The following is a 17,505-nucleotide window of genomic DNA, read 5'->3' on the forward strand; positions in this document are numbered from 1 at the left end:
TGAGCTGTCTGCACCTCGATCTGGCGCAGCTTGAGCACCACCTGCTCCGCGTTCGTCTTCTGACCTCGCCGCATGTCCGACTCCTCCGGTCCTGGCTGATCCTCTCAATCAGCCCGGTCCAAAGCCAGCCGGTCAGGTCACAGAACATTGCAGAGGTCGAGGCAGCCCATATGCTCAGTGAGGCCTTCCGCCCGTCAATCGGACGGCGCACCTCGGTCAACACGTTCATGATTCGCAGTGGCGGACGAGCCTGCCTTGTCGATACGGGATGCGGACCAACCCTACAGGCTTCAGCCGGGCGCCTCTCCAGCAATCTCGCGGCCGCTGGCGTGCAAGCTGCGGCCGTTGACACGATCCTGCTGACCCACATGCATCCGGACCACTCGAACGGTCTCTCAGATCCGTCAGGCACAGCGCTCTTCCCGAATGCGGAGATCCACCTAAACGAGGCTGAACTCGGCTACTGGACAGTTGACCAGAATGCCGGATCGGCAGGCTACTTCGACATGGCCCGACAGCAGCTGGCGCCGTACCGCGATCGGCTCCGCCCGTTTGCGGGCGAGGTCGAAGTCTTCCCGGGTGTGATTAGCGTTCCGCTACCTGGCCACACACCCGGCCACACGGGCTACCTCGTCGCGTCAGGCGGGCACGCACTGCTGATCTGGGGGGACATCATCCACGCCCCCGAGATCCAGGTTCCACGCCCGGAGGTCACCATGTTGTTTGACGTCGATTCCGCGCTCGCCGAAGCCACGCGAAGGCGCACGTTCGAGCGAGTGGCGAGCGAGAGGTTGGCGTTCACGGGCATGCACCTGCACTTCCCGGGCTGGTCGCATCTCTGCCGCAGGAACAGCAGCTATCAGCTCGTGCCTGACGCGTGGTCACACGATCTGTGACGGAGGATCGCCTTCACCCGAGTTTCGGGAGCGAACGAGAGAACAAGGTCCCTTCCCCGTGTCGCCAAGCTGAAAGCGGTCAGGCAGTTTTCGGCCAGATTCCGCTGGTTCCGGACCGTCCTCGGTTTCCCGGTGGCTTTAGTTCAAAGCAACCGGCGGCGTCGACGTCTCTTTTGGAGAGTGTGAGATGGTCCCGCCCATGTCCACCCAGAGGGGGGCGGGGACTTCGCCGTCGACTGGCCCGGGCATGGACCGTCCGCCCACGCTACGGCGTTGAGCCGGCGGTTCACCATTCCGCCGGAGATGCAGATGATCTCGCCCTACACGATCCATGTCCCCGACGAGCGGCTCGCCGCGATCAGGACGAAGATCGCGGCGTATGATTGGAGCCAGCTCCCGGATGCGGGCGGCTGGTCCGCCGGGGTCGGGATCGAGGACCTGAAGAGGCTCGTCCGGTTTTGGCTGGACGACTACGACTGGCGTCGGACCGAGAGCCGCCTGAATCGACTTCCCAACTTCCTCACGAAGATCGAGGGCGAGGGGATCCACTTTCTCCACAAGCGGGGCGACGGTTCGAAGCCGCCCATTCTGCTGCTCCACGGCTGGCCCGGCTCCTTCATCGAGTTCGAGCACCTGATCGATCCGCTCGCCGCGGACGGGCACGACGTGATCGTTCCCTCGCTGCCGGGCTTCGCCTTCTCGAAGCCGATCAGCGGCGTCGTCGGCCCGCGTCGGATCGCCGAACTGATGCATGGCCTAATGGCGCGGCTGTTCGGAGACACGCGCTTCGTCGTCCAGGGCGGGGACTGGGGCGGCCATATCGCGAGCTGGATGGCCTACCTGCGTCCCGCGGCGATGGCCGGCTTCCACATCAACATGGCCAGCATCCACGCAGAGGACGCGGCCCCGACGACGGCGGCGGAGAAGGACGTCGTTGCACGTCGCAACGCGATCCTCCGTTGGGAGACCGGCTACAACCTGGAGCAGGAGACGCGTCCGCAGACCCTCGGGGTCGCGCTGGCCGACAGCCCTGTCGGCACCGCCGGCTGGATCCTCGAGAAGTTCGGCAAGTGGGCGGACCTTCCGAAGCGCGCCGACGGCAGCCCCGACCTCTGGGCGCGCTTCTCCGAGGAGGCGCTCCTCACAAACATCATGCTGTATCTGGGGCCTTCGGCCGTCGTAACTTCGACGTGGATCTATCACGGCAAGCGTCTCGAAGGATCGGACCGCTTCCCCGCCGGCACGCGCGTGCAGGTGCCGATGGGAATAGCCGCGTTCCCCGATCCGGTGTTCCTGCCGACGCTACGGTCCTTCGCCGAGAAGACCTACGACGTCGTCCACTACAGCGAGATGGCGGCCGGCGGCCACTTCGCCGCTTTCGAGGAGCCGGAGCTGATGCTCGCCGACCTTCGGACCTTCGTTGTGGCGATCTCGGGCGATCGGACCTGGGGGTGGAACTGAGCGCGGTCGAAGCCCGGCGCATCGCACTCGCTGCACAGGGCTTCGACGCGGCCTCCCGCGGGAGTCCCGTCAGGGCGACGCGGATCCGCAGCGCGATCGGCCTGCTGCAGATCGACAGCGCAAACGTCCTGTCACGAGCCCATTACCTGCCGCTGTTCTCGCGCCTGGGGTCGTACGATCGCGACCTCCTCGACGCGCTCTCGGTCGCCCGGCCGACCGGCCGAAGCGCTTCTTCGAATACTGGGGGCACGAGGCGTCCCTTCTGCCCGTCGACCTCCAGCCCCTGCTGCGCTGGCGCATGGCTCGCGCACTCCGCGGCCAGGGCGTCTGGCAGCGGCTCGAGTCCTTCGCGGTCGAGAATCGGGCCGAGGCCGATGCTCTCCTCGCCCGCATCGAGACGGAGGGGCCGTTGGCCGCCTCCGACGTGGCCGGCGGCAAGGCCGCGAAGGGGATTTGGGAGTGGAGCGACGCCAAGCACGCGCTCGAATGGCTGTTCTGGTCGGGACAGGTCGCCTCGACGCATCGTCGGAGCAGCTTCGAGCGAGTCTACGATCTCCCGGATCGGGTACTGCCCCACGCCGTTCTCGACATCCCGACGCCGGCAGGTGTCGACGCCCGGCGTGCGCTTATAGCGCGTTCCGCGAGGGCGCTCGGCGTCGCGACGGCGCAGGATCTGCAGGACTACTACCGGATCCCGCCGGCGGACGCGGCCCCGGCCATCAAGCAGCTGATTGAGGAGGGCACGCTCTTCCCCGTGCGCGTTTGCGGCTGGCAGCATCAGGCCTATCTGCACAGGGACGCGAAGCCCGGCCGCAAGCTCGGCGCATCCGCTCTTATCTCACCCTTCGACCCACTCGTCTGGCATCGTCCTCGGGCCGAGAGGTTGTTCGGCTTCCGGTATCGCCTGGAGATCTACACACCTGCTCACAAGCGCGAGCATGGCTACTACGTGCTGCCTTTCCTACTGGACGGCGCGCTCGTCGGCCGCGTGGACCTAAAGGCGGATCGGAAGGTCAGAGCCTTGGTTGTTCAGCGAGTCCATGTCGAGCTGGGGGCACCGGCCAATACCGCGGAACGGCTGCTCGGGGAGCTTCGACTGATGGCGTCGTGGCTCGGGATGTCCAGCATCGTCGTCGCACCGACCGCCGTGCTTCCAGGCCTGACGGCAGTTTCCGACATCGAGGTCCACCCGCCCGTAACCGCATAGGAAACCGTGCAGCCGCCCGCGATTGCAGGAGGCCCCCCGCCATGGCTGCCAAGACGCACACGCACAGTTCAACAGACAATCGTGGAGGCATCGCTGACACCTTCACAGGGCAACGCCGCAGCCGTTGCCCCGTCGCGATACAACCGGGCACGACTCCTCCGTCCGCTTATGGACATCGCGTTCGGAACACTGAACGGTCGAGTCGGGTCGATAGGAGTTCGTCTGCTTTTGCGGCCGCCCTTCTTCAAAGCAGACTGGCGGCTCTCGGCCAGACTCCGTCACGCCGGATCGCCACCGCGCGCAGGACCGGACGTTCGGCTTCGCGCCCAACCCGGTCATTCAGGGAGCATCAGCCGCTCCGCCAAAGCGGACATTCAGCGCGTCAGCTGCCATGCCAAGCCATTCGCAAAAGGGCAGATTACGGAGCGCCGCGCGACACAACGTGCAACGGCAGCGCGACCACTTAAGTGCCCTGATAAGGTCCGCTTTCAGGCTGCCGATTAGGCAGAGGCCTACGTCCGGGATGGGTGGGTTTGTAACTGTCCGCTCTTGAGCAAAGCTGATAGGTTTTTAGGCCCAATACTTTGCCTGGCGCAAATTTTGCCGTGTCTGATACGTGCTGAACTGTCAGGAGGCATCAATGTCGGCTTCTCACGCGACACCGCCTGTTCTCGTGGTTACGGGGGCTCACCCGAAACTTTACAACCACGATCTCGCCCCTACCGCTCCAGAGGGACGGACCTGGGGCGCGTTCAGCATCTTCGCGATGTGGATGTCGGACGTGCACTCGGTCGGCGGCTACACTTTCGCGGCGAGCCTATTTTTCCTTGGCCTAACCGGATGGGAGGTGCTGGCCTCGATGGTCGTTGGCATCACCATCGTCTACTTCCTCATGAACCTCATTGGTCGCCCATCACTCAAGTACGGAACCCCGTTCCCCGTAGTCGCGCGGATGTCGTTTGGTGTGATGGGAGCGAACCTGGCGGCCGTCCTGCGCGGCATCGTCGGCGTGGTCTGGTACGGCGTGCAGACCTACTTCGCGTCCAAGGCCGTGCAGGTCCTGGTACTTACCTTCTGGCCGGCAGCCGAGGCGTACACCCACAGCAACTACCTCGGGCTTTCGGCGCTGGGGTGGGGCAGCTTCCTATTCATGTGGTTTTTCCAGCTCGTTATCTTCCTGAACGGCATGGAGGCCATCCGTAAGTTCATCGATTTCTGCGGGCCGGTCGTCTACCTGGTGATGTTCGCTTTGGCGATCTGGATCCTCATGCAGACCGGCACGTCGAGCCTGTCGCTGCAGCTCAGCCCACCGGCCGAAGGATCGACCCTCACCCACATCGCCAACGCCTCGATGCTGATCGCCGCCTATTTCGCCGCGCTCCTCCTGAATTTCGGCGACTTCGCTCGATTCTCACGCAACGAGAGAGCGATGAAGATCGGCAACTTCCTCGGCTTGCCAGTGAACTTCATCGTCTTCGCGATCATCACTGTGATCGTCACCGCTGGAACCGTTCAAGTGTTCGGCAAGGCGATCATGGACCCCATCGAGATCGTGGAGCGCATCGGCAATCCGTGGGTCGTGGCCTTGGGATCGATCACGTTCATCGTCGCCACGATGGGCATCAACATCGTCGCGAACTTCGTTTCCCCGGCCTACGACATCGCCAACCTCCACCCGGAGAAGATCGATTTCAAACTGGGGGGGCTCATCACCTCGATCCTGTCGGTAATGGTCTGCCCTTGGATCTTTGTCTCCAGTCCGTCGGCGATAACGTTGTTCGTCAGCGTTTTTGGAGCGATCCTTGGACCGATGTTCGGGATCATGGTGGCGGACTACTACATCGTCAAACGCCAGAACGTGGTGATTGAGGACCTCTACACGATGGACCCGAACGGCTCGCTTTACTTCGAGGGTGGCTGGAACAGGAAGGCTCTCATTGCCCTTGTCGGCGCAGGCATCGTCTCCATCGGGTTCGCCGCTATGGGCGCTTACGGCATCGTACCGAACGGCGGCGATTGTGGCTGGCTGATCGGAGCGGCCCTCGGTGCGGCCTTCCATGTTCTGCTCATGGGCCGGACACCCGTGACAGTGCCGCGCACGGCAGGAGCAGCTGCGGCCTAAATCTGTCGGTGTTCGTCGCCGACCATCATCGGAAAGGGGTCGCTGAACCCCTTTTCCACTTTCTGCGATCCTACGAATGTCCGTTTGCGAGGGACGCGAGAAACACCTTCAACGGCAGGCTTGGGTTGGAAGCAGCCGTAAGAACCAGTCTTTTAAAGGCGCACCCATAGCGAACTGCCGCTGGTCGCTCCGATGGCCATACCCAAACCGTACCGCCTCGACCGGCTGCTATGGGTGGGATACGGAAGTTAGCTCGGCGCACGTAAGCCGACACTCCACTTCGCGGCTATGTTCAGACGGTTCGCTCAATCTGCCATGCACAACGTGAGTTGCTGGCGTAACCAAACATGCGCTGGATCACTCTCGAACCGTGGGTGCCAAGTCGCATGTAGATCAAAGCGTCGCGTCTCGAATGGTAGCGAGAAAGTATCAAGTGCGTTTGCATAGCGATCCAGGAAACGGCTTGGAAGGGTGCAAACCATATCTGTGGCTTGGATAAGCGATGGAACAATTCCATAGTGTTGGACCGAGACGCCGACACGCCTCACCAATCCTTTGCCGCGAAGTATGTCGTCGACAAACCCGTGGAAGCCACCGCCCTCGCCGGACACCAGGATGTGACCGAGGCCGACGTAGTTATCAAGGCTTAGCGGCTTCTTGCCTCTGGGGTGTCGTTTGCGCTGCGCGAGCCGATACTCGTCGCTTCCGAGCACCTGATGGGGCATGGAGCTGGGCACCAGGCTTTCGCTGACCAGGGCGACGTCGACCTCGCCGGTCTCCAGCTGCTCTCCCAGCCTTCCATACTCGATGTTTCGCAAGGCCAGGCGAAGCCCCGTTCTGCCGTGGGGCTGCAGTCGTGGGATCAGCCGTGCACCGACCACTGCGCCTGCATTGTCGTTGGCCCCGATGGAAAACACCCGGTCGGACAGAAGCGGATCGAACACCGACTGCTCACTGATCACCGCCTGGACACGCTGGAGGGCTTCCCGCAGCGGATCCTTGATGCGAGCGGCCAGCGGCGACAACACCATTCCCTTGACCGAGCAGACCGGGCTCGAGGCCAAGACGATCCACCGCCTGTTGGAGATCGACCCGAAGCACGGCGGTTTCTCGCGCAACGAGGACAACCCGCTCGCCTGCGACCTGCTGGTGATCGACGAGACCTCGATGGTCGACGTGCCGCTGATGAACGCCCTGACCAAGGCGGTGCCGGAGCACGCGGCGCTGCTCCTCGACGGCGATGTTGACCAGTTGCCCTCGGTCGGGCCCGGGCAGGTCTTGGCGGACATCATCGCCTCGGGAGCTATCCCGGTGGCGCGGCTGACCGAAGTGTTCCGGCAGGCGGCCGAGAGCCGGATCGTGGTGAACGCGCACCGGATCAACGCCGGCAAGATGCCCGAGCCAGCTGCTCGGGGCGCGGACAGCGACTTCCACCTGATCGAGATCGACGAGCCCGAGCCGGCGGTGGAGACGCTGATCGAGGTGGTGACCAGACGCATCCCGGCGCGCTTCGGCCTCGATCCGGTGCGCGAAGTGCAAGTGCTCACCCCGATGCAGCGCGGCGTGCTCGGCGCGCGCAACCTCAACCACGAACTCCAGGCGGTGCTGAACCCGAATCCCGCCATCTCGGTGGAGCGGTTCGGCTGGCGCTTCTCACCCGGCGACCGGGTGATGGAGAGCCAGAACGACTACGACCGGGAGGTGTTCAACGGCGATCTCGGAACCGTCGCCCGCATCGACGAGGACGAGGGCGCGGTGATCGTCGATTTCGACGGGCGCGAGGTGGTCTACCCGTACGGCGAACTCGACACGCTGGTGCCGGCCTACGCCACGACCATCCACAAGTCGCAGGGCTCGGAGTACCCGGCGGTGGTGATCCCGCTGGCCATGCAGCACTGGACGATGCTGGCGCGGAACCTCCTGTACACGGGCGTGACGCGCGGCAAGCGGTTGGTCGTGCTCCTCGGGCAGCGCAAGGCGCTGGGCATCGCGGTCCGCGGCGGCAACACACGGCCGCGGTGGACCAAACTGCGCCAGTGGCTAGCGCGTGAAGCTTGATGTTCGTGGGGACTGAGGCGAGAGGTTTGGAAGAGACAATCGTCCCGAAGCAAGGGTGCCATAGAAGCGGACAGAGTCCCTGCCGACGCAATGTGGACGCGTAATAACAAGCTGCGGAATAACTGCCCAATCCGTCCAATTTCATGCTACAAAACTACAAAGATTTGTTGAAATATGCAATTGAGCGTCTGCTTTTAATATAATAAAACAATGTGATTTGCTGTTTTAATCGCCGATGCAACAAAAATGAGCAGCGCATTAAGTGAAAGATCAGTTATCTAAGTCGCTGCGGACCAGTTTAAGGAAGGACAGGGCGGCGGCTGATAGCGGGCGCCCAGGGCTTCCCAGTACAGTGACCGAGAAAGTCACAGTCGGCTGCAATCTCCGCACGACAACCTGTCCCTTTAGGGCCCTCGCAGTGACAGCCTCCGCTACAGCGAAGCCGAGGCCAGCGGCGACCATGGCACAGGCGGCTGCCGCGTTCTGCGTCTCCGCGACAAGGCGAGGCACGACACCGTTGACAGTGAAGAGTTCGTCGACCTGATCGCGGAGGCGGTACTGCCGACCGAGCGAGATGTAGGGTTCGTCATGCAGCTCAGAAAGCGGGATCGCCTTGTTCCGCGTGAGGCGATGCCCGGGTGGCAGGACAACAAGTCCAGGTAGGTCGATCGGTGGTGCTGCGACGAGGGCGCTTCGGCCGACCGGCAGGGCAAACCCGAGGTCGGCATTGCCGGCCTGCACCAGATCATGGACCTCACGCGAACTCGCCACCACGAGCGATATCCGCACCGGCTGCACCTCCCGGGCGAACTTAGCTAGCAGCCGCGGAATGAGCGACAGACCCATCAGTGGCATGGCCGCGACGCGCAACTCTCCGCTTCCGACCCCCCGCATATCGTCGATGGTGCGATCCAGGTGGTCGGCGGCCGCAAACAGGGTCGCGACGTCGCCCTCCAGCTTCACGGCTTCCGGCGTCGGCTGAAGGTGGCGGCGCGAGCGATCGAAGAGCGGCAATCCGGTCTCGTCCTCCAGGCCGCGCAGCAGCTTCGTGACGGCCGGCTGTGAGAGGAACATCCGCTGCGCCGCACGGCTGACCGAGCCGCTCTGCATGACTGCGCGGAATGCTTCTAGCTGGCGAAGCCGGCTCGGGGTCATCCAAAATCCTGCAACTCGCTACTGAAAGGAATGAAACGACAAAAATTATGAATTTGCGTCCCTCGTCAAGAGATCGCACGCTGTAAAGCATTCGGGGCTGGAAATTCGCGGAGATGCTCAGGCCGGAAGCGACGTGCTCGTTTTATGCCCATGAATAGCTTTCCGATTGCTCACGGAGGCAAGCAATGTTGCGGTCGACACTAGGTCTCTTTACTGCGACGGCCACCGTGCTCAGCATGGCGGCCTCCTCGGCCGCGGCCGAACAGCGCCTGACCGTTGCCGGCTACGGTGGCAGCTATGAGCAGGTCATGCGCTCCAGCGTGATCCCGGCTTTCGAACGTGAGAACAATGTCCGGATCGACTACCTGACCGGCAACTCGTCCGACAATCTCGCCCGCATGCAGGCGCAGCGCGGCAATCAGACCATCGGCGTCGCCGTGCTGGACGACGGTCCGATGGTCCAGGCGGCCGGGCTCGGCCTCTGCCGCCCGTTGCCGGAGACCACCCGGGACGCCGTGTACCCGATCGCCCGCCTTGCGAGCGATCAGGCCGTCGGCACCGGCTTCGGCTTCACTGGCATCGCCTACAACAAGGATGTCTTCGCGCAGAAGAACCTACCGGTCCCAACGTCTTGGATGGACCTCGCCCGGCCTGAATACCGGCAGCACATCGCCATCCCGGGCATCGACAATACGTACGGCGTCCACACCCTGGCGATGGTCTCGCGCATCAACGGCGGCAGCGATTCCGACATTGCGCCGGGCCTCAAGGTGCTGCGCCAGCAGATCAATCCGAACGTCCTCGCCTACGAGAGCAGCCCGGGCAAGATGAGCGAGATGTTCCAGTCCGGCGAGATCTGGCTCGCAGTCTGGGGCTCCTCGCGGGTCGCAGCGATGCAGCAGGCGGGTTTCCCCCTGGCGATCGTGCGGCCAAAGGAGGGATCCGTGGTCCTGATGACCGCGGGATGCGCCGTCACCGGCAGCCCGGAGCCCGCCCTGGCCGACAAGTTCCTGGCCTATATGATCTCGCCGACCGTGCAGCTGGCCTTTGCCACCCAGTACGGCGCCGGACCGACCAACCCGGCCACCAAGCTGCCTCCCGAGGTCGCCAACCGGGTGATCTACGGGGAGGATCAGGTGAAGAGCCTCATTGGGCTCGATTGGGATGTGGTGAACCGCAACCGCGCTGACTGGACCCGCCGCTGGCAGCGCGAGGTCGAGCGCTGATGGCCGCCCCGCATTTCCTCACCCTCGACCGGATCGGCAAGGATTACGGGGCTTTCACGGCAATCCGTGAGGTCAGCTTCTCGGTAGCCCCGGGGGAGTTCCTTGGCCTGCTCGGCCCCTCCGGCTGCGGCAAGACCACCACGCTGCAGATGATAGCCGGTTTCGAGGCCCCGAGCCGCGGCCGCATCACGATGGATGGGCGCGATCTGATCACGCTGCCGGCGGCCAAGCGCGGCATCGGGCTGGTATTCCAATCCTACGCCCTGTTCCCACACATGACCGCGGCCGAGAACGTGGCGTTCGGCCTGGAGATGCGTCGGGTGTCGAAGGCGGAGCGCATAAAGCGCGTCGCTGAGGCGCTCGATTTGGTCCACCTCGCCCATCTCGCCGACCGCTTCCCGCGGCAGATGTCGGGCGGCCAGCAGCAGCGGGTCGCACTAGCGCGCGCCCTAGTAATCGAGCCACGCCTGCTTCTCCTCGACGAGCCGCTCTCGAACCTCGACGCGAAGCTGCGCGAGGAGATGCAGGTCGAGCTGCGCGAACTCCAGCGCAGGATCGGCGTCACCACGATCCTGGTCACGCACGACCAGTCGGAGGCGATGGCCCTGTGCGACCGCGTGGCGATCATGCAGGGCGGCCGCATCGTTCAGATCGATGCACCGTGGCGGGCCTACGACGTCCCAGCGGACGACTTCGTCGCCGACTTTCTGGGACGCAGCAACCGCCTGCCTGCCTGCGCGGGGGGCGGCCAGGCGGAAGCTGGGGGGCATCGCTTCGCCCTGCCGCCGGACCTGGCCGATCGCCAGGGCGACATCCTGCTCACCATCCGGCCAGAGCGCCTGCGCATCGGCAATGATGGGGCCGCAGGGCTCGGCGGGCGGGTGCAGTCGCGCCTCTTCCTAGGGGGCTTCTGGCTCTACGCCGTCGAGACGGCGCTCGGGAGCTTCGCCGTGATGCTGCAGAACACCGGCTCCGTGCCGCACGACGAGGGTGCCCCGGTGACGCTGGACTGGGATGCCCACAGCCTGCGCCGGCTCGAACGCGCATGAACGGCCGGAGTAACCTGACCCCTGCGCTTCTCGCGGCGCCCTCCCTCGTCGTCTATGCCGGCGCGCTGCTGCTGCCGCTCGGTGGCGTGCTGCTCCTCAGCCTGCACGGGTTCGACTTCGAGAAGGGCATCCTGCCCGGCTGGGGCCTGGAGAATTACCGCGACCTGCTGACCGATAGCCTGTTCGCGGAATCGCTGCTGCGGACCCTGCGTATCGCACTCTGGACCACGGCGATCTGCCTGCTGGTTGGCGTGCCCGAAGCCTGGATCATCTACCGCATGGCTCCGCGCTGGCGCGGTGCGATGCTGCTGATCGTGGTCGGGCCACTGCTCGTGTCGGTGGTCGTGCGCAATTTCGGCTGGATGGTGCTGCTCGGCACGACCGGGCTCGTGAACCAGGTACTGACGATCCTCGGTGTGCCAGGCGCGCCTTTCCGCCTGATGTTCACCGAGCTCGCCGTGGTGATCGGCCTGGTGCACGTGATGGTGCCCTTGGTGGTCCTGTCCGTGTGGGCGAGTCTCGGTCGGCTCGATCCGGTGCTGGAGCGCGCGGCCTTCAGCCTTGGGGCGAGCCGTCTGACGGTGTTCCGCCGCGTCGTCCTCCCGAACGTCATGCCGGGCATCATGGCCGGTGCCTTGATGGTGTTCTGCCTGTCGGCCTCGGCTTTCGCGACCCCGGCCATGCTCGGGGGAAAGCGCCTCAAGGTCGTGTCGAGCATGACCTACAACGAGTTCCTGAACACGCTGAACTGGCCGCTCGGCGCTGCGCTCGCGACGCTGCTGATGGTGGCGATCCTCACCGCCACGCTGATCTGGACACGCTTCGTTGAGACGCGGGCCATGTGCCGCCTGGGCGAAGTCGCGGAAGGTGGCAAGGGAGGAAGCCGGGCATGAGCCGCAACGGTCCCCTGGCGCTGGCCTTCCACGCGCTGTTCCTCACCTTCATCCTGGCACCGCTGCTCGTGGTGATCGGCGTATCTTTCACCGGGGAGGGTTACCTCGCCCTGCCGCTCAACGGGCTCTCCCTGCGCTGGTGGCGCGCGATCGGCGACAACCCGCGCTTCCTGGAAAGCTTCTGGTTCAGCTTGCGCCTCGGCGTGACGGCCGCCACGCTATCCGCGCTGATCGCGGTTCCGGCAGCTCTGGCGATCGCCCGGTGGCGCTTCCCCGGCCGCGGGGCTCTGGTGGCGATCCTAGCCTCGCCGCTGATGATTCCGCACGTGGTGCTGGGCGTTGCGCTGCTGCGCTTCTTCTCCGGCTTTGGCCTCTCGGGCAGCTTCGCAGGCTTGGTCACCGCGCATGTCATCGTGATTACCCCCTACATGCTGCGCCTCGTCGGGGCCGGCCTGTCGGGTCTCGATCCGCGGATCGAGCGCGCCGCAGAGAGCCTCGGGGCCTCGCGCCTGACCGTGTTTCGTCGGGTGACCCTGCCGCTGATCGCCCCGGGCGTCGCGGGGGGCTGGATCCTGGCCTTCGTCACGAGCTTCGACGAGCTGACGGTTAGCCTGTTCCTGGCTTCCCCGTCCGCCAACCCGCTGCCCGTGCAGCTGTTCAACTACATCGACCAGATGACCGACCCGCTGGTCGCGTCCGTGTCGGCTGCCCTGATCCTCGGCACCGCCCTGGTCCTCCTGGTGCTCGATCGCTTCTACCCGATCGACCGCCTCCTCACCGGGGAGCGCCGCGCATGATCTCGGCAACACAGACGCTGCAGGGCGAGACGCGCGACGCCATCGTGATTGGCGGCGGCCTCGTGGGCGCGGCGATCGCGTACGGGCTGCAGCGGCAAGGCCTGTCCACGCTGATGCTGGACGAGGGCGACATCGCCCACCGGGCCAGCCGAGGCAATTTCGGTTTGATCTGGGTCCAGTCGAAGGGTCTGGGCGCACCCCATTACCAGCACTGGACCCACGGCTCGGCGCAGGCCTGGCCGGGGCTCGCCGAGGATTTGTCCGAGGCCACCGGCATCGGCGTCGGCCTGCACCAGCCGGGCGGCCTGCATTTCTGCTTCTCGGACGCGGAGATGGCGCAGCGCGACGCGCTGATGGGCCAGCTCCGCAGAGAGGCCGGCAATGCCGGTTACGAATACCGCATGCTGAGTGTTGCGGAGCTACGCGACATGGTCCCGGGCCTCGGGCCCAAGGTCGTGGGCGCCTCCTGGACCCCCTACGATGGGCATGCGAGCCCGCTGCATCTCCTGCGCGCACTCCACGCGGCGTTCCAGCGGGCGGGCGGCCATTACCGGCCGAATGCCCGGGTCGAGGCCGTCACGGCGGCACCCCACGATTTTTCAGTCAGCCTTGGCACGGCGATCGTGCGGGCGCCCCGGCTCGTGTTGGCCTCGGGGTTGGGCAACGCCGACCTTGCACCGCTCGTCGGCCTCGCCGCTCCGCTGCGCCCCGAGCGCGGCCAAATCCTCGTCACGGAACGCACCCGCGAGGTGCTCGCTCTGCCGACCCACGTCGTCCGCCAGACCGACGAGGGCTCGCTCCTCCTCGGAGACAGCAAGGAGGACATGGGTTTCGACACCCTGAGCCAGACCCCCGCGATCATGCGGGCCATCGCCCAACGAGCGGTGCAGACCTTCCCGTGGATCGCTGAACTGAACATCGTCCGGGCCTGGGCGGCCCTGCGGGTCATGTCGCCCGATGGGAAGCCGATCTACGACGAGTCCGAGCGCTGCCCCGGGGCGTTCCTGGCCAATTGCCACTCGGGCGTGACCCTGGCGGGGGCGCATGCACACCTGCTCGCCCCGATGATCGCGGCCGGCGCGCTGGCGCCGGAGATGTCCCCCTTCAGCGCGAGACGGTTCGATGTTCAGAAGGCGGCCTGAAGCCCGCCCCGCCCCGCGGGACCGGCTGGTGGACGTGTACGTGGCCGGCGCGGTGGTCCGCGTCCCCGAGGGCGCTTCCGCCGCCGCCGCGGTGCTGCTCTCCGGCGCCCCGGCGATCCGCACGACGCCGGTAAGCGGAGCTCCGCGCCTGCCCTATTGCATGATCGGCATCTGCTTCGATTGCCTCGCCGAGATCGACGGCGTCGCCAACCGCCAGGCCTGCCTGGTCCCGGTGGCGCCGGGCATGCGCATCGAGCCGCAGCAGGGACCGCGCGCCGCCCGGCCCCACCATAATGCCCCGGAGGCCGCATGAGCTACGATCTCGCTATCGTGGGCGCCGGCCCAGCCGGCATGGCCGCCGCCATTGAGGCCACCGCGCTGGGGCTTTCGGTCACCGTGCTCGACGAGCAGGCTGCCCCGGGCGGGCAGGTGTTCCGCGCGGTGGAATCCGCCTCCGGCGACCCGGCCCTCGCGGGCGAGTTCCTGGACGCCGGCAGTGCGCTCACCGCGTCATTCCGGGGCGTCGCGACGATCGCCTATAGGCCTTCCTCGACGCTGTGGCATCTCGCGCCCGACACAGGAACGCTCTCGGTGAAAGCCGGTGGGGCTTCGTCGGAACTCGCGGCCCGGCGCGTGCTGCTGGCCACCGGCGCACAGGAGCGACCGGTGCCGATCCCCGGCTGGACCCTCCCCGGCGTGATGAGCGCCGGCGCGGCTCAAATCCTGCTGAAAACCGCCGGCGCCGTCCCGCAGGGCGCCGTGGTGATCGCCGGCCAGGGACCTTTGTGCTGGCTGCTGGCGGTCCAGCTTCTGCGTGCCGGGGTCGGGCCGCTGACGCTGCTTGAGACCGGTGCCGGCGGCGCGCTCTGGGATGCGTTCCGCGCCGGCGGCCTTTGGACCGGCCGCCGGCTCCTCGGTAAGGGCGTTGCGCTCGTCCGGGAGGCTAAGCGACGCGGCCTTCAGGTCGTGCGGGGCGTACGCGATCTGAGGGCGGAGGGCGAGGCGCACGTCCAGGCGGTGCACTGGCATGGTGGTTCGCTGCCTTGCGACACGCTGCTCCTGCACGAGGGCGTAATCCCCTCGACGCACATCACCCGGGCCCTCGGCCTCGACCACGATTGGGACGCGCGGCAGCTGTGCTGGCGGCCCCGCCTCGACCCTTGGGGCGCCACTAGCCACCCGAACGTGGCAGTCGCGGGCGATGGCGGCGGCATCGGTGGCTGGGAGGCGGCGGTTGCCAGCGGCCGGCTGGCGGCTATCGACGCGGCCCACCGCCTGGGGAAGCTCGATGCCGCGGCCCGTGATGCGCGCGCGGCGGCCCCACGCATTTCCCTGCGTTCCGCGCTGTCGCTGCGACCTTTCCTTGACCGGCTTTACGCCCCCGCACCGACGGTGCTGGCGCCTTCGGACGACACCATCGTGTGTCGCTGCGAGGAGATCACCGGCGGCCAGATCCGCCAGGCCGCGCGGCTCGGCGCCACCGGGCCGAACCAGGTCAAGGCGTTCTTGCGCGCTGGCATGGGCCCCTGCCAGGGCCGCATGTGTGGGACCGTGGTCGCCGGCCTGATCGCCGAAATCCGCGGGGCCTCGATGGAAGAGATTGGCGCGCTCCGGCCGCGGGCGCCGTTCAAGCCGATGACCGTCGGCGAGCTGGCGCGGGAACCGCAGGACGCGGCCGCGTGAGCGCGCCCGTGGCGCTCCGGATCTGCGTGCTGGGCGGCGGTCCGGCTGGGAGGGCAGCCCTGGCCCGGCTGCCGGGGGCCGTGCTGATCGCTCGCCCGCAGGCGACTGGCTGGCATGCTGAGCCCGAGATCCTCTGGATCAAGAGCGCGGGCCGCGTCTGGGCCGAGCCCTTCGACTGCCTCTTGGTCTGCGCCGACGAGCCCCAGCTGCTGGCGAGCCTCGGCTGCGCCTACGCGGAAGGCCACCTCGTTGTCGACGGGGCGGGACGCACCACCGTTCCGGGCATATCGGCCGCCGGCCGGGTGACCGGCGCGGACTCGGCGGACGCCGCGGCAAGGCAGGGGGCTGCCGCTGCCGAGGCGCTGATGGCGGGGTCTGCCGCAGCCCCGTTCCCGGCGTCGCTTCCGGAGTCTAACGGGACGGCGTGGCTGGATCCGTTCGACCTCGCGGCGCTTCTGGAGCGTCCCGCCGATCCGGCCCGTGATGCGCGGTTGCGCGCGCACGGCATCCTCGCGGGTCCGGTCCGGCCGGCCCGGCCCGTCAGCCTCGCGGCGCTTGCGAGTTTCGTCGCGGAGGCGCCGGAGCCGCATCCGCCGCAGCTGGACGGTGGAGAGCTCGCATGAGGGAGTCCGACGTCCTCGTGGTCGGCGGCGGGCTTCACGGCCTCTCTGCCGCCCTGCATCTCGCCCTGCGCGGCATCCGGGTCCACGTACTGGAAGCGCAGCAGGTCGGCGCGCACGCGTCAGGCTACTCAGCCGGCGGCGTGCGCACCTTGGGCCGCCACGTCGCCGAGGTGCCGCTCGCGCTGGAAGCCCTAGACCGATGGCATCGCATCACCACCCTGGTGGGCGAGACCTGCGGCTTCCGCAGCGTAGGGCAGGTGCGAGTGGCCGAGACCGGGGCCGAACTTGCCCGCCTCGCCGAACGCGCGGCGCAGATGCGCGCGCTGGGATTTCGTCACGAAGAGGTCGTGGATGCCGAAACTTTGCGCGGCCTGCTGCCGGCCGTCGCCGGCCACGTGGTCGGCGGCTTGATCGCGCGGCGCGACGGCTACGCGGTCCCGCTCCGGACCACGCAGGCCTTCAGCCGCGCAGCGACAGCCGCCGGGGCGGAGATTCTTGAGGGCGTGCGCGTCTCCGACGCCAAGCGGCGGGACGGACGCTGGATCCTGAAGAGCCGGGACGCGGACACATATGCGGCCCCGTATCTCGTCAATGCGGCCGGTGCCTGGGGCGGACGCCTTGCCCGGGCGGTGGGCGAAGCGATCCCGCTCGGCTTCAACGCCTTCCAGATGCTCCTCACCGACAGTCTGCCGCCGTTTCTGACACCCGTGGTCGGCGCCGCTGGGCGGCCGCTCTCCTTCAAGCAATCCGAGAGCGGGCACGTCATGATCGGCGGCGGCCACAAGGGCTTGGCGGATCTCGACACCGGTCAGGTGCGCCTCGACGTCCCGCGTCTCGCCTATTCGGCGCGCACGGCTCTCGACCTGTTCCCGATCCTCCGGGACGCGCGCATCGTGCACGCTTGGGCCGGCATCGAGGGCGTCACGCCTGACGAATTGCCGGTGATCGGCCGCTCGGCGGTCGCGGACGGGCTCGTGCACGCCTTCGGCTTCTCCGGTCACGGCTTTGCCCTGGCACCGGTGATCGGCGACATCGTCGCCGACCTCCTCCTCGATGGACGAACCCGCTTCCCCATCGAGCCCTTCGCGCCCGACCGCTTCAGCCGGGCCGCCACCGGCTCAACCCCCCGGGGTGCCCTAATGCAGCCAGCCGGCTGAGCCCCGTTTCCACAGAGAGGACCACACCCCGTGATC

15 protein-coding genes and 1 pseudogene are annotated in these 17,505 nt (G+C 66.6%); 14 read left to right on the forward strand and 2 right to left on the reverse strand.

Features of this window, described 5'->3' with window-relative positions; translation table 11 throughout:
• Positions 1 to 227: 227 nt before the first annotated feature.
• The 4 genes from MKK67_RS00965 (at position 228) to MKK67_RS00980 (ending at position 5,686) form a co-directional block, all read left to right on the forward strand.
• The gene (locus tag MKK67_RS00965) at positions 228 to 896 is read left to right on the forward strand and encodes an MBL fold metallo-hydrolase (RefSeq protein ID WP_243961177.1); all 669 of its coding nucleotides are present in this window, start codon (positions 228 to 230) and stop codon (positions 894 to 896) included.
• Positions 897 to 1,205: 309 nt separating this feature from the next.
• Entirely contained in the window at positions 1,206 to 2,357 is a 1,152-nt protein-coding gene (locus MKK67_RS00970; protein ID WP_243961067.1) for an epoxide hydrolase family protein, read from the forward strand.
• Positions 2,317 to 3,564, forward strand: a complete 1,248-nt coding sequence (locus MKK67_RS00975) for a winged helix-turn-helix domain-containing protein (protein ID WP_243961076.1) — start codon at positions 2,317 to 2,319, stop codon at positions 3,562 to 3,564. Before MKK67_RS00970 ends, MKK67_RS00975 begins: the two co-directional genes overlap by 41 nt.
• Positions 3,565 to 4,204: 640 nt before the next feature.
• The gene (locus MKK67_RS00980; protein WP_243961078.1) at positions 4,205 to 5,686 is read left to right on the forward strand and encodes an NCS1 family nucleobase:cation symporter-1; all 1,482 of its coding nucleotides are present in this window, start codon (positions 4,205 to 4,207) and stop codon (positions 5,684 to 5,686) included.
• A gap of 305 nt (positions 5,687 to 5,991) precedes the next feature.
• Here MKK67_RS00980 and MKK67_RS00985 read toward each other — a convergent pair whose 3' ends face one another.
• On the reverse strand, positions 5,992 to 6,717 hold the full coding sequence (locus MKK67_RS00985; protein WP_409568351.1) for a LysR substrate-binding domain-containing protein: 726 nt from the start codon (positions 6,715 to 6,717) through the stop codon (positions 5,992 to 5,994).
• Between MKK67_RS00985 and MKK67_RS00990 the strand changes: the two are divergent.
• Positions 6,686 to 7,744, forward strand: a pseudogene (locus tag MKK67_RS00990) (ATP-dependent RecD-like DNA helicase); the annotation flags it as partial. The gene MKK67_RS00985 and the pseudogene MKK67_RS00990 sit on opposite strands and share 32 nt — an antisense overlap.
• 270 nt (positions 7,745 to 8,014) lie before the next feature.
• On the opposite strand, the gene MKK67_RS00995 reads toward MKK67_RS00990, so the two are convergent.
• Positions 8,015 to 8,899, reverse strand: coding sequence for a LysR family transcriptional regulator (locus tag MKK67_RS00995; protein WP_243961089.1), 885 nt, complete (start codon positions 8,897 to 8,899; stop codon positions 8,015 to 8,017).
• A gap of 185 nt (positions 8,900 to 9,084) precedes the next feature.
• On the opposite strand from MKK67_RS00995, the gene MKK67_RS01000 reads away from it, so the two are divergent.
• Genes MKK67_RS01000 through MKK67_RS01040 form a run of 9 tightly spaced genes read left to right on the forward strand, consistent with a single transcriptional unit; the run spans position 9,085 to position 17,469 of the window.
• Positions 9,085 to 10,125 (forward strand): ABC transporter substrate-binding protein, encoded by a 1,041-nt coding sequence (locus MKK67_RS01000; RefSeq protein ID WP_243961091.1) that lies wholly within the window; start codon positions 9,085 to 9,087, stop codon positions 10,123 to 10,125.
• Positions 10,125 to 11,174, forward strand: a complete 1,050-nt coding sequence (locus MKK67_RS01005; RefSeq protein WP_243961093.1) for an ABC transporter ATP-binding protein — start codon at positions 10,125 to 10,127, stop codon at positions 11,172 to 11,174. Before MKK67_RS01000 ends, MKK67_RS01005 begins: the two co-directional genes overlap by 1 nt.
• On the forward strand, positions 11,171 to 12,067 hold the full coding sequence (locus MKK67_RS01010; protein WP_243961096.1) for an ABC transporter permease: 897 nt from the start codon (positions 11,171 to 11,173) through the stop codon (positions 12,065 to 12,067). Before MKK67_RS01005 ends, MKK67_RS01010 begins: the two co-directional genes overlap by 4 nt.
• A complete protein-coding gene (locus MKK67_RS01015) occupies positions 12,064 to 12,864 on the forward strand; it encodes an ABC transporter permease (protein ID WP_243954549.1) in 801 nt (266 codons plus the stop codon). The genes MKK67_RS01010 and MKK67_RS01015 overlap by 4 nt, the downstream gene beginning before the upstream one ends.
• The gene (locus MKK67_RS01020; RefSeq protein ID WP_243961098.1) at positions 12,861 to 14,006 is read left to right on the forward strand and encodes an NAD(P)/FAD-dependent oxidoreductase; all 1,146 of its coding nucleotides are present in this window, start codon (positions 12,861 to 12,863) and stop codon (positions 14,004 to 14,006) included. Before MKK67_RS01015 ends, MKK67_RS01020 begins: the two co-directional genes overlap by 4 nt.
• Entirely contained in the window at positions 13,987 to 14,319 is a 333-nt protein-coding gene (locus MKK67_RS01025; RefSeq protein WP_243954545.1) for a (2Fe-2S)-binding protein, read from the forward strand. Before MKK67_RS01020 ends, MKK67_RS01025 begins: the two co-directional genes overlap by 20 nt.
• A complete protein-coding gene (locus MKK67_RS01030; protein ID WP_243961101.1) occupies positions 14,316 to 15,689 on the forward strand; it encodes an NAD(P)/FAD-dependent oxidoreductase in 1,374 nt (457 codons plus the stop codon). Before MKK67_RS01025 ends, MKK67_RS01030 begins: the two co-directional genes overlap by 4 nt.
• Positions 15,686 to 16,312 (forward strand): hypothetical protein, encoded by a 627-nt coding sequence (locus MKK67_RS01035; protein ID WP_243961109.1) that lies wholly within the window; start codon positions 15,686 to 15,688, stop codon positions 16,310 to 16,312. The genes MKK67_RS01030 and MKK67_RS01035 overlap by 4 nt, the downstream gene beginning before the upstream one ends.
• Entirely contained in the window at positions 16,309 to 17,469 is a 1,161-nt protein-coding gene (locus tag MKK67_RS01040; RefSeq protein WP_243961111.1) for an NAD(P)/FAD-dependent oxidoreductase, read from the forward strand. The genes MKK67_RS01035 and MKK67_RS01040 overlap by 4 nt, the downstream gene beginning before the upstream one ends.
• The last annotated feature ends 36 nt before the right edge of the window (positions 17,470 to 17,505 follow it).

The sequence above is a fragment of the Methylobacterium sp. J-072 genome (genome assembly GCF_022829425.1).
In the GTDB taxonomy this organism is placed as follows: Bacteria; Pseudomonadota; Alphaproteobacteria; order Rhizobiales; family Beijerinckiaceae; genus Methylobacterium.

Bases quoted from the DNA above. Each gene is read 5' to 3' on its own strand.
- MKK67_RS00980 (WP_243961078.1), top strand. From the start codon at position 4,205: ATGTCGGCTTCTCACGCGACACCGCCTGTTCTCGTGGTTACGGGGGCT.
- MKK67_RS00965 (WP_243961177.1), top strand. From the start codon at position 228: ATGATTCGCAGTGGCGGACGAGCCTGCCTTGTCGATACGGGATGCGGA.
- MKK67_RS01030 (WP_243961101.1), top strand. From the start codon at position 14,316: ATGAGCTACGATCTCGCTATCGTGGGCGCCGGCCCAGCCGGCATGGCC.
- MKK67_RS01020 (WP_243961098.1), top strand. From the start codon at position 12,861: ATGATCTCGGCAACACAGACGCTGCAGGGCGAGACGCGCGACGCCATC.
- MKK67_RS01040 (WP_243961111.1), top strand. From the start codon at position 16,309: ATGAGGGAGTCCGACGTCCTCGTGGTCGGCGGCGGGCTTCACGGCCTC.
- MKK67_RS00970 (WP_243961067.1), top strand. From the start codon at position 1,206: ATGATCTCGCCCTACACGATCCATGTCCCCGACGAGCGGCTCGCCGCG.
- MKK67_RS01025 (WP_243954545.1), top strand. From the start codon at position 13,987: ATGTTCAGAAGGCGGCCTGAAGCCCGCCCCGCCCCGCGGGACCGGCTG.
- MKK67_RS01010 (WP_243961096.1), top strand. From the start codon at position 11,171: ATGAACGGCCGGAGTAACCTGACCCCTGCGCTTCTCGCGGCGCCCTCC.
- MKK67_RS01005 (WP_243961093.1), top strand. From the start codon at position 10,125: ATGGCCGCCCCGCATTTCCTCACCCTCGACCGGATCGGCAAGGATTAC.
- MKK67_RS01000 (WP_243961091.1), top strand. From the start codon at position 9,085: ATGTTGCGGTCGACACTAGGTCTCTTTACTGCGACGGCCACCGTGCTC.
- MKK67_RS00985 (WP_409568351.1), bottom strand. From the start codon at position 6,717: ATGGTGTTGTCGCCGCTGGCCGCTCGCATCAAGGATCCGCTGCGGGAA.
- MKK67_RS01015 (WP_243954549.1), top strand. From the start codon at position 12,064: ATGAGCCGCAACGGTCCCCTGGCGCTGGCCTTCCACGCGCTGTTCCTC.
- MKK67_RS00995 (WP_243961089.1), bottom strand. From the start codon at position 8,899: ATGACCCCGAGCCGGCTTCGCCAGCTAGAAGCATTCCGCGCAGTCATG.